Origin of the sequence: Pseudopedobacter saltans DSM 12145 (assembly GCF_000190735.1) — a bacterium.
Lineage (GTDB): Bacteria > Bacteroidota > Bacteroidia > Sphingobacteriales > Sphingobacteriaceae > Pseudopedobacter > Pseudopedobacter saltans.
On the sequence record NC_015177.1, the window covers coordinates 3850949 to 3863184 of the forward strand.

Here is a 12236-nt window from a genome sequence, read left to right on the forward strand (position 1 = left end):
GTATGGATTATTCGATTGTTTTGATATCCTTCAACCAAGAAAAATTCATAAAAGAAGCCCTTGATGGAATTAGAAATCAGACCCTAATGCCTAAAGAAGTGATTATTGCAGATGATGGGTCTATTGACAATACTCCTAGCATAATAGAAGAGTATGTTGCACTATATTCATTGGAGAACGACTGGAAGTTGTTGTTAAGCAAGGAAAATCGAGGGATTAATATTAATTTACAAGAAGCAATAGAAGAAACAACTTCGGAAGTTATAATTATTATGGCTGGAGACGATATTGCGATGCCAAACAAAGCCGAGGTATCTATAAAGTTATTTAGAGAAAATCCATTAATGCATATCGTTGCAACTAGTTTGGATAAAATAGATGACAATGGTAATGTGATTGGAGAACTTATATATTCAGACAAGATTGAAAATGATATAATAAAGGTGATAAAAAATGGGATGCCTCATGTTTTTCCCGTTGGACAAGCTTGGAAAAGAAGCTTATTTCAGAGATTCGGGAAATTACCGTATGATCTTCCTAACGAAGATGATCAACTGACCTTTAGAGGGGTGTTAGACGGAGGAATATTTTGCAGCGCTATAAAAACTACAAAATATCGAATACATAGTAATTCCGCGAGTTCTTGGATTAGAAATAATCAATCCGGAAATGTATATTTTAATAGGTTTAAAGCAGACATGCCAGTTAGACGAAGAAATATGGAGTATTGGTATAAAACAGTTGAAGATTCTGATGTTGAAAATAAAGAATTATTATTAAAACTGATCTCTTTTAAGATTGAGATTTATAAATCATTTAATAATTTAGATTGTATTAGTTTTTTTAGAAGGTTAAATCTTTTTTATAAATATAAAGATGCATTGCTTCTTAGGGAAATTATTTATTTATTGTTAGGGAAATTTGGAGTTAAATTGTGGAGACAATTACGTATATTTTTAGGTAAATGAGGAAGGTCGTTTTTTTCTTTTGCAGCGATACTATAGGTGGACACGAATTTCAATCACTTGAATTAGCAAAACTCGTAAGCAATTATAGACAGATAATATTATGTTTTAACAATCTAAAACAGTTAGAATTATTTAAAGATATGCAGCATGAATTTAATAATTTTGAATATTTAGTTACGAGAAGGCCGTTTTTTAATAATGGAAACTTTATAAAGCAATTTTTTTATGGAATAAGTAATTTTAAGTTTCAAAGAAAATTATTGCGTAACAATGAGGCTATAATATGTTCAGGAACATTGGTTGCTGGAATTAGTTCTGGAATAGCTTTGATTGGGAAAAAGAAAATATTGTATATCCCAGCTTTTATAGATAGGAGAGTAATATGGGGAAAGATAGGGGGACTGTATAATGCATTATCAATATTATTTATTCTTTTATATAAAAGGATAATTACTATTAATAGAATTCAGGCAGTGTTTTTCTCAAGGTTTGCAAAGACTTATATTATACCTAATATTATCTCTCTATCGGCAATTGGAAATAACAATACATCTAATACTAGGAAACTTTTTTTTATAGGTAGATTAGAAAAGGATAAGGGTATAGTGGAACTTTGTAAAATCTTAGATGTAATTGATAACCCATTTAAAGAATTTATTATTATCGGTGAGGGTGCATGTTTTGAAGAGTTAAAAAGGAAATCCCGTAACACCAGATATATAACAATAACCTTAACAGGGTGGTTAAATAGAAATGATCAGAATAGTATTATTGCTAAAGATGATGTTCTCATATTTAACAGTAAGTTTGAAGGGGAACCATTGGTTATAAGAGAAGCTAACGCAAGAGGGAATATTGTAATTGCAAGTGATATAATTGGAGTTAGATCATGTACGTTAAAGTCAAATCGTTATAGAAATAGTGTTGAATTGATTTCTCTTGTAAATAAAGCTTGGGATAATAAGTTAAAAATCTGTAAAAACCCTTCTGAAATTTTCATTAATAAGATGCGTAAAGATGAGGCAAAAAGATTATTCTCTTAATTATTCTAGATTAATATTATTTGGCTTAGCCTTTCTATATTTTGTCATACCAATTTTAACTCAATTAATTGTTGGTGAAGAGTTTTATATTTATTCGAAATTTCAGCTTTTAGTAAATAATTATAACTTTTACTTTTTAGGAAGTCTCGCTTTTTTTTTAGCACTATTATTTCTTTTTATTCCAGAAAGAACGATTAAAATCCCTCACCTCTCTTTAGATATATTCAAAGTTATTTTTCTGATAAATACTCTTTATCAAATATGGTTAATTTTTAATGGTATTTATGCAAAATATTTGGGTTTTTCACGATTGGAATTGTTAGGGAAAATCAGTTCTCTTTTAATACCAGGATATGGGTATTTATTAATTTTAGCATGTATTTCAATTATAAAATGGAATAATAGAAAAGCTTTAGTTGTTTTTGTTTTATTTTCATTTACAATAGACTTTCTATTCCAAGGGAAAATTTTCGCAACAATATCTTTGATGTTGTTAATGTTTTATCTGGATCTTAATAAGATAAAGTTAACAACAAAAAGAGTTTTGCTGTTAACTATGTTTGGCTTTGCTTTTTTGATATCTGTAGTTTTAATACGTTCTAAAATGGCAATAAGTGGCGATACACTTTTAAGTGTATATAATTCATTTTCGGAGTTTATGGGGGTTCAAGCAACATCTGGTTGGGGACTTGAGTATTATGTTCATAATAAGCCCCAAGATTTTTTGAATTTCGATACAACTTTACAAACTTATTACTTTGAGTCAGTAGGGCATGGTTTAGCATTAAGTCCATTAGCCTATTTTTTAGGCAATTTTGGCTACAATTTCTTTTTTTATCTGGTTATTTATTTCTGTGCTTTATTTTTGATTTATTATTTATCAGCCCATTTTATGGGTAAATATTCAATATTTGTTCTAATGGTGAATTATATACACCTTTTGCGACATGGGCCTAATGTATTTTTATTCAATTCAATTTTTCAGATAGTTTTTTTATGTTTAATAATTGTAGTTTTATCTCAGGCTTTTAATGGTAAAATTATCAAATAACTGTTTAAATAATGAAGGTGTATATTGATGTCAGATTATTAGATAAAAAAAATAATACAGGTATCTCTAGATATATTGAGTTTCTTTTAGATTTTTATATTTCTAAATATTCAGACGTAGATATTGCTTTAGTTACAAATGATAAATTTTTGAAATATAGAAACTGTAATATTATTTATACAAAATTAAAACCATACAATATATTACATTTTATTTTGTTTTATTTTAGGTTTAAGAGAGTCGATTCAGAGATATTTCATTCTCCTTTTTATTCTGGTTTTTTATTTGGGACAAAAAAATCAAAAAATATAATTACCGTACATGATTTGATGTATAGATTTGTCCCAAATTTTTTTAGCCCGAACAATACTATTAATAGGATAAAAATAATTTATTTTGATTTTATAGTTAGTTTTTCAATAAAAAATGCAGATAAAGTTATTTCTGTTTCAAATTCTACAAAACAGGATTTATTGAAATTTTTAAATATTGATAGTGACGTCATAAATGAAGCTCCTATAAAAATATTAAGGAGTAATGATGAAATCCTAAAAAGGAATAATCTACTTGGTATAAAATATTTTTTTTATTGCGGTAACAATCGAAAACATAAGAATCTAAATTTTTTAATAAATGTTTTTAATAAAAATACCGCTCTTCCTTTGTTAGTATTGGCCGGTAACGGGCATAAAAGTTGTCAAAATGTGCTATCCGTAGGAAGGGTTACTGATGAAGAATTGAGGAGCTTATATGAAAATTCCTTAGGTTTTATATTCCCGTCGGAATATGAGGGTTTTGGCCTACCTGTATTAGAAAGTCTGTTCTTAAAGACTCCTGTTATATTGTCTAAAATACCAGCTTTTTTAGAATTCAAAAAAAGCAAGAATACTTATTTCTTTTCATTAAACGATGACGGTGAGCTTGTCCGAATTCTAGAAGAAGTAATTCAAAAAGGGTTTATTAAGGATGAATACTTTTTAAAGGAATATTCTGAATCAAACATTATCTGTCGGTATGAGTCTTTGATAGAAGCCTTAAATGGTTAGAGTATTAGAATAATACAAAAAGGGATTTAAATAACAGCGCATATAATTTAGTTGATATGAAAGTAACGGGGTGTATCGTTCTCTATAATAATGATGAAACTGTTTTGCTGAAAGCGATAAATAGTTTTTTAAATACAAGTTTAGATTTAACACTATTTTTGATTGACAATTCCCAGAGTGATAACTTAAAAAGCGTAAATTTAGATGAGCGTGTTATTTATTATCACAATCCCTCAAATCCTGGTTTTGGAGCTGCCCATAATATAGCGATAAAAAAATCAGTAGAGATAGGGTCAAAATACCATTTAGTTTTAAATCCGGATGTATATTTTAATAAAGGAACATTAGAGACTTTACTAGAATATATGGAAAAACATGAAGCGGTTGGGAATGTCATGCCTAAAGTTTTATACCCCGATGGTTCTCTACAATATTTATGTAAGTTGTTACCAACCCCTTACGACTGGATAGGAAGGCGATTTAATCCTATAAAATATTTAGTAAATAAAAGAAATGAAGTGTTTGAACTTCAATTTACGGGATATGATAAAATAATGGATGTGCCTTATTTATCTGGATGTTTTATGTTTTTAAGATTAGATGCAATTGAAAAAATTGGTGGTTTTGATGAAGGTATATTTATGTACGGGGAAGAAGCTGATTTATGTAGAAGGTTAATTGGGGGAGGATACAAAACTGTCTTTTATCCTCATGTTGAAATTTATCACCATTTTGAGAAAGGATCTCACAAATCCTGGCGGCTAACCAAAATCGGAATCGAATCTGCTATTTATTATTTTAATAAGTGGGGATGGTTTTTTGATAGTGAAAGAAGAAAAATAAATACAAAGACACTTTTAAAATTAGGTTATTATAAATAATACCTTGTGAACAACAATTATATACTCATTATGGCCGGCGGTGTCGGCAGTCGTTTCTGGCCGAAAAGCCGTAACCATTTCAGTTTATAGATATTTTAGGGATAGGGAAATCTTTGTTGCAACTAACTTACGGAAGGTTTTTAAAGATATGTCCGCAGGAAAATATCTTCATTTTAACAAATGAGGTTTATGCGGCATTGATACAGGAGCAGCTTAAAGGGATAAATGAGGCTAATATTTTGTTAGAACCGAGCCGTAATAACACAGCACCTTGTATAGCTTATGCAGCTTATAAAATTAAAAAGGCTAATCCTTTGGCCAATATAGTGGTTGCACCATCTGACCACCTGATTCTAAAAGAAGAAGAGTTCTTAAATAAAATAAAGCAAGCGCTGGATTATGTAGCCAGTCATGAAGTATTGATGACTTTGGGGATACAGCCAACCCGGCCGGATACGGGGTATGGGTATATTAAGTATCAGGCAGAAAGTATTAAGTATCAAGATGGGGAAGGAGTGAGTAAAGTAACGCAGTTTCTGGAGAAACCGGATTTGGAACGGGCGAAGGTATTTGTGAGAAGTGGTGATTATTTGTGGAATGCAGGGATATTTATATGGTCTGCCCAGGCTATTGTAAATGCTTTTAAAAAAGATGCTCCGGAGATAGATGCTGTCTTTTCCGAAGGTGAATCGGTGTACAATACAGAAGAAGAAGCAACTTTTATTGCGGATCATTATCCGGCTTCGCCCAATATTTCTATAGACTACGCTATTTTAGAAAAAGCGGATAATGTATATACTTTGCCGGCTGATATCGGCTGGTCTGATCTGGGAACCTGGGCGTCTTTACATGCTGTAGCAGAAAAGGATGAGGCTGACAATGTGGTTAATGCAGAGAAGATTTATTTAAATGGCGTTAAAGACTGCATTATACATACCCCGAAAAGAAAAGCGATAGTCATAAAGGGGCTGGAAGACTTTATTGTAGTTGATGACGATGAGGTATTACTAATTTATCCTAAAAAGGATGAACAGGAGATTAAGCAGGTTGCTGGACGGATAATAAATCAGTATGGGGAGGATTTTGGCTAGATCTGTAGATATTATACATCTTTTTGAATCCTTGCCGACTTAAACCATCGATGGATATTTCCCTTATAATTTAGTTATATTTGGGAAAAGACAATAGGTTTGATTAATCGGACACAACTTATAGAAATTTTAGCGGATTTGGAATCTGACCGGGTAGAACGGACCGTTTCTGTAAATAATATCGATAAATTCGGTATGGCAGTTTGTGCTTTTGCTAATGATTTACCGGGTCACCAAAAACCCGGTTATTTGCTGATTGGTGTTAGAGACGATGGAGGTCTGTCAGGATTGAGAGCTACGGATGAATTGCTGAAAAATTTAGGTGGCTTAAGATCCGATGGACTAGTTTTACCCCAGCCTCAAATAAATATCTGCCATTTTAGTTTTGATGAGGGAGACGTGGCGGTAGTTGAAGTGTTACCATCATTTTTTCCTCCGTTACGTTATAAAGGGAGAGTTTGGATAAGGGTTGGTCCGCGTAAAGCAGTAGCTAATGAAGCAGAGGAGCGGATATTAATAGAAAAACGTATTTCTTTTGCAAAAACTTTTGATACCCGACCTTGTGTAGGCGCATCGTTAGACGATCTGGACCTGGATGCTTTTACTCAATACTATCTGCCTAAAGCAATAGATGCAGAAAGTTTAAAGCAGGATAGCCGACCAATTACGGAGCAGTTGGCCTCTTTACGCTTTTTTGATTTAAGATACCAATGCCCTACTCATGCGGGTATCATATTATTTGGAAAGCAACCAGAGTATTTCCTGTTTGGTGCTTATATTCAGTATGTGGAATTTAAAGGAACAACGTTAGGAACAGATATTGGTAACGAATATAAGTTTGCAGGAGGACTATTTTCTGTACTGGCTAAGCTGGACACTTTTATAGAAACGGCATTGATAAAAAAGCATCCTATCCCTATTAGTACGCTAAGGGAAGAGATGGTGAGAAATTATCCTTCATGGGCTTTAAGAGAGTTGGTGATGAATGCGGTTATACATCGTGATTATGAGTCTCATACACAGGTTCGGTTTTATGAATTTAGTAACAGAATAGCGCTCATGAATGCCGGAGGGCTATATGGTAATGCCCGTTCCGAAAATTTTCCGGATGTAAACGATTACCGGAATCCTGTTATAGCGGAAGCTATGAAAGTGTTGGGCTACGTTAACCGCTTTAGCAGGGGAGTCACCCGGGTAAAAGAAGAATTATTGAAAAATGGCAACGGAGCGGCAATTTTTGATTTTTCTAAAATGACTGTATTTGAAGTTACTGTTCCTGTTTCTACACAATATTTAGCGTTTACCGACCCAGTCACCGACCCAGTTATTCGTTTATTAAAATTGCTACTTGAAGGCGAATTAACGGCCGGAGAGATGAGGGATAGATTGGGCATAAAACACCGTCCTACTTTTAGAGAAAATTATATTCACCCTGCAGTCAGCATAGGGCTAATTGTAAGGACAATACCTGATAAGCCCAATAGCAGGTTACAGCGCTATAAATTGAGCGATAGGAGGAGGGCTTATTTGAAAAATATAGCAAAAGCATGAGAAAAATATTATTGACAGGCTCTTCAGGTTTCCTTGGAAAATCAATCCAATCAGTTTTACATAGTAATTTTGAATTGATTACACTGGGCAGGTCAAAGTCTGATATTCTTTGTGATATTTCTAAAGAAATACCATCATTACCGTATGCCGATTTGGTTATCCATTCTGCCGGAAAAGCGCATATTGTCCCCAAAACAGAGGCTGAAAAGCAGGCCTTTTACGATGTCAATGTTAAAGGCACTGAAAATCTTTTAAGAGGGCTAGAGCTCTCTTCGTCTTTACCTAAATCATTCGTATTCATCAGTTCAGTCGCCGTTTATGGCCAGGATAAAGGGACCTTAATAAAAGAGGAACATACACTAAAGGCCAAAGACCCTTATGGACAAAGTAAAATTGAAGCGGAGCAAATTGTACAGGAATGGTGTGAACAAAATAATGTCATCTGTGCGATTTTGAGACTCCCTTTATTGGTAGGTGCTAATCCCCCAGGAAATTTAGGAGCTATGATTAAAGGTCTCCAAAAAGGTTATTATATGAATATTGCTGGAGGTTATGCCAAAAAGAGTATGGTATTGGCAGAAGATGTTGCAGAGATTATTCCTAAGGCAGCGGAGATTGGTGGTGTTTATAATTTAACTGATGGTTATCACCCAAGTTTTAGGGAGCTAAGTGCGCATATCGCAGAATGTTTAAATAAAAAAGTGGCGTATAATATTCCCGCATGGGTAGCAAAAATGCTTGCTAAAACTGGAGATATTATAGGAAGTAAATCTCCTTTTAACTCTTATAAATTGTCTAAAATAACTGCGGACTTGACTTTTGATGATAGCAAAGCAAGAATGCAATTGGGATGGAATCCCAGAAAGGTTTTGGATGTGGATTTTTTGACGTAGAATCGCACTTTTGACTATTGGCGTCATGGTGATGGTTCATTCTTCACTATAGAACAACAGAGCTAAGTGCATAAACCTCTTTGTGTTTCCCTTCCGCACTGGTTTCGAGTGCCTGACCCGCTCAGTTGGTCGTTACTCGATGAACGAAAGACAGTGGACAATAGAGATTGCCACTTCGCACCAGCACTCAAACCATTCCCTTTCGCTCATCGCAATGACGGGAAAAGTTATTCGTTGGTCATTGATCGGTTTTTCAAAATATTGCATTTTAAACCTAAAAATTAAAAATTTTCGCAAAATATTTTGTTTGTTTGATTACAACGTTTATATTTAATATTTGTTGTAATGATTAATATTTGTTTTTCATCACTATTAAATGAGATAAAAATTTAATTATATGTGCTGATGCATAGTGGTTTTTATAGATGTTAAATGATTTATCTTATGCTTAGATTGCTTTTTAATTAAAGCTATTTTGCTGAAAAGTTTTTTATCTGGTCCGTATAAGCAATCCATTTATTTTGTTTGTTAACCAGTCGGATTTTAATAGTCCGGCTTCAATACAATTCATTATGTCTGTATTAAGTTCCAGGTTAGGTAAATTTAGAGGTTTGGATTTTGGTCTAAATAACTCTCGCTTCATGACCCTTCTTTATGCTGAACACGTGAGGGAAAGGAGAGTCGTATGCAGGTGAATTTTAAAATACTCGAAGTCTTGACGAATATAAATAAAAAATTAGAGCTCATATTAATTCATCTGACCCAAATTGATGCTGAAAAGGAGGAGGATGAGTGGTTAGATTCTTATGAGGTGATGAGATTATTTAACATCCATCGCAGTACCTTATACCGCTTGAAAATTGAGAAAATTTTACAACCCAGAAAACTGGGGAAAAAGGATTTGTACCTGAAGTCTGAAATTGAAAAGGCGATTAGAAGCAGAGTTGGTCGTTGATCTATATTCGTTTTTCGTTGGTCGTTTTTTGTTCTTCGTTACTTGATGGATGAAAGACGACAAACAATGGACAGTTGACAATGGATAATAACTATAAAGAGAGGACTTCGTTTATTCTCACTCTCATATCTCATGTGCTTGACGGGCGAAAAACGATGGACGATGGGCTACAGAAATTGCCACTTCGCTCTTACACACAAGGCATGCCTTCGCTCATCGCAATGACATTTATAGGGGCGTCATTACGAGCGATAGCGAAGTAATCTATCTTATATAAAGTAAAAAGCCAAACAGGAACAGATTGCCGCGTCGTTCCTCCTCGCAATGAACTGTGTTTAAATCCAAATAAAAATTAAAATATATCCAAAATAATATTCTGTTTTTAACGCCTCTATCCAAATTGTGGTATATAAGGTTTACCAGATTTAGCAATAGCAAATACCTGTTTAATAAGTTTGTTTACCGCTGCTATTAAAGCGACCCTGTATGGTTTTCCCTTGCTCCTCAATCGTTCGTACAGATTTTTACATGCTTTGTTGCACCGTATGGCAGAGGTAGCAGCCATGTACAAAACTTTTCTCACCTGGCCCATTCCCATTTTACATATATGGCCTTTCCCTCTAACACTTGTTCCTGATTCATATATCCTTGGGGCCAGTCCAAAATAAGATATCACCTGCTTGTAGTTTTCAAACATACCAAAACCACCTGTGGCGATAATCAGCATGGAAACGCTCCTTGGCCCTATACCCGGTATGCTCCTGATATGGGTGGCCATTTCTGCATAGTTCTCCTTTATCAATTGCTCTATCTGCCGCTCTTTGTCCCTGATCCTGGTGTCGTGGCTTTGCAGTTCCTCTTTTATCTCCCTATATAGCAGCTCCTCTATTGTTCCTGCTGCCTCAAAAGCATGCAACTGGTTGGACAGCATCTGCCGCCTTTGCTTTAGCCCTTCAAGATAGGTTTCCACATTACGGATATGCTGGATTGCCTCAGTGGGAGGCTCCCATAACCTGGGACTGGTCATCTGCGCAAACTCTGCTATAACCATAGCGTCTTTCTTATCTGTTTTTGCCCTGGACATTCTCATCTGCGCAAACCTGCGTACAGTCAAGGGGTTTACCACTGAAACCTTTATCCCTGAATCATGTACAAATCTTGCCAGCTGGAAATAATAAGGCCCCGTAGCTTCCATCACAACATGGGTTTGCAGAACATGGGGCAACATATCTCTAAACCCCACTGCATTATTAGAAAACCTGCCTTTGAAGACGGCTTTCCCATCTTTTAATACTGTAATGTCAAAATAATCCTTTGAACAATCGATACCTGTTACCATATTTGTAAAATCGTAAAATAAGGATCACAGCTTTCTTATCGTGACTTATCAATCGTAAAAACAGGCTCCCGAGGCCTAATGAACTGTCCAAGTTATAATAAGAATGAGAGAAGGGACTAACATTGCGAAGAGTCTTTAATGACTAATGACCAACTGAAATCTTTTTCCTTCTCTCGGCTGGATCTTTTTAAAACTAAACAAAATTATATTCCGTTTAAGTTTCTCCAAATACTGTCTTACAAACTTACGATGACAAAATGTGGTGGTAGTAGTTTCTGTGAAATCCTTTAATCCGTATAATCTGTGATTCAGACGTTTGTTATTCGACGGATGATAGACGCGACAAACGATGTAATACTTCTCGTTTATTTGAAGTATCCCCAAAAGAACTTTAAAGCATCTCACACACATCTCACACACATCTCACACCGTAGGATCTTCTTTTTTAATAAGTTGAGTAGCGGCATGCACCGAACTCTTAGTGTCTTTATGTTTATTTTGTTCTATTTATGTTTCAGTCTGTTCTATTATGTTCTTTTTGGTTTTCGGGTGTATGGAATTAGAAATCAGCTATTTATGTTTGTTTTGTCAATGTGAGAAATGCCGGTATAAAAGAAACAGTGACAGGTTTAGTTTTTAACATTTAAATTTTTAAAAATGGCAAAATCAAGGAGAAACGTTGTAACTCATGGGTTGAGTGGACTGATAGGAGACCTGCTGGTTTTTAGACAAATGGCAGGAAAAACTGTCGTCTCTAACCGACCAAAGGCATCGGGAAAGGCACCTACAGTGGGTATGCTAAAAGTGCGGAAGCTTTTTAGGAAGGCAGCAATTTATGCTACCAATATTATTAAAGACCTTACCCGGAAAGCTGAATATGAAAAGGCCGCAAAGAATGGCCAAAGTGCCTTTAATGTGGCATTTGCTGATTACCTGAAAGGACCTGAAATAGAAGAGGATTTATCATTTGCTAATTACACCGGGCAGACAGGTCAGAAACTGGTGGCGAGCATTATCGATAATTTCAGAGTGGCTTCTGTAAACTTTAGCATTCGTGATGCGGGAGGAGACCTGATTGAAAGTGGTGAAGCAGAACAATCTGAAAATGGACTCGATTGGGTATATACTACTACTGCCGATAATCCATCTTACGCAGGTGGTACGGTGACTATAAAAGCCTATGACCAGCCGGGTAATGAAACCCTTGCGGAAGTGATGGTGTAGTTTTGAGTAGCTGGTATGAAATATTAAGTATCTAGTATCAAGTAGTTAGTATCAAGTACTTTAATGTTGTCTGTGAGATACTCAGGTTAATTTAAGGATGTCTAAAGTGCCGCTTTTCTGGAAAAGACCTTTCTGGATACAAGTTCATTTTGCTGTCACAGGGTGAGCGGTTGAAGGTGAGACAATTAAAGCCA

Annotated in this window: 10 protein-coding genes; 9 read left to right on the forward strand and 1 reads right to left on the reverse strand. The window is 34.7% G+C overall.

Going from position 1 to position 12236, the window contains the following annotated elements; translation table 11 throughout:
• Window positions 1-2 precede the first annotated feature (2 nt).
• The 8 genes from PEDSA_RS16260 to PEDSA_RS16295 all read left to right on the forward strand — a co-directional run bounded on the left by PEDSA_RS16260 (window position 3) and on the right by PEDSA_RS16295 (window position 8524).
• Window positions 3-968: a glycosyltransferase gene (locus PEDSA_RS16260; protein ID WP_013634257.1), complete on the forward strand. Its 966-nt coding sequence runs from the start codon at window positions 3-5 to the stop codon at window positions 966-968.
• Window positions 965-2011 (forward strand): glycosyltransferase family 4 protein, encoded by a 1047-nt coding sequence (locus PEDSA_RS16265; protein WP_013634258.1) that lies wholly within the window; start codon window positions 965-967, stop codon window positions 2009-2011. The genes PEDSA_RS16260 and PEDSA_RS16265 overlap by 4 nt, the downstream gene beginning before the upstream one ends.
• Window positions 1986-3062, forward strand: coding sequence for a hypothetical protein (locus PEDSA_RS16270; RefSeq protein WP_013634259.1), 1077 nt, complete (start codon window positions 1986-1988; stop codon window positions 3060-3062). Before PEDSA_RS16265 ends, PEDSA_RS16270 begins: the two co-directional genes overlap by 26 nt.
• 11 nt (window positions 3063-3073) lie before the next feature.
• Window positions 3074-4108 (forward strand): glycosyltransferase family 4 protein, encoded by a 1035-nt coding sequence (locus PEDSA_RS16275; protein WP_013634260.1) that lies wholly within the window; start codon window positions 3074-3076, stop codon window positions 4106-4108.
• Between the two features lie 56 nt (window positions 4109-4164).
• The gene (locus PEDSA_RS16280) at window positions 4165-4989 is read left to right on the forward strand and encodes a glycosyltransferase family 2 protein (protein WP_013634261.1); all 825 of its coding nucleotides are present in this window, start codon (window positions 4165-4167) and stop codon (window positions 4987-4989) included.
• Between the two features lie 113 nt (window positions 4990-5102).
• Window positions 5103-6080, forward strand: a complete 978-nt coding sequence (locus PEDSA_RS16285) for a mannose-1-phosphate guanylyltransferase (protein WP_322786184.1) — start codon at window positions 5103-5105, stop codon at window positions 6078-6080.
• Window positions 6081-6179: 99 nt separating this feature from the next.
• Window positions 6180-7631 (forward strand): Fic family protein, encoded by a 1452-nt coding sequence (locus tag PEDSA_RS16290; RefSeq protein WP_013634262.1) that lies wholly within the window; start codon window positions 6180-6182, stop codon window positions 7629-7631.
• Window positions 7628-8524: an NAD-dependent epimerase/dehydratase family protein gene (locus tag PEDSA_RS16295; protein ID WP_013634263.1), complete on the forward strand. Its 897-nt coding sequence runs from the start codon at window positions 7628-7630 to the stop codon at window positions 8522-8524. The genes PEDSA_RS16290 and PEDSA_RS16295 overlap by 4 nt, the downstream gene beginning before the upstream one ends.
• Before the next feature lie 1346 nt (window positions 8525-9870).
• Here the strand turns inward: PEDSA_RS16295 and PEDSA_RS16305 are convergent.
• The gene (locus PEDSA_RS16305; protein WP_013631179.1) at window positions 9871-10818 is read right to left on the reverse strand and encodes an IS110 family RNA-guided transposase; all 948 of its coding nucleotides are present in this window, start codon (window positions 10816-10818) and stop codon (window positions 9871-9873) included.
• 657 nt (window positions 10819-11475) lie between these two features.
• Here PEDSA_RS16305 and PEDSA_RS16310 point away from each other — a divergent pair.
• Window positions 11476-12042 carry a hypothetical protein gene (locus PEDSA_RS16310; protein WP_013634265.1) on the forward strand — a complete coding sequence of 189 codons (567 nt, stop codon included), beginning with the start codon at window positions 11476-11478 and terminating at the stop codon, window positions 12040-12042.
• Window positions 12043-12236: the final 194 nt, after the last annotated feature.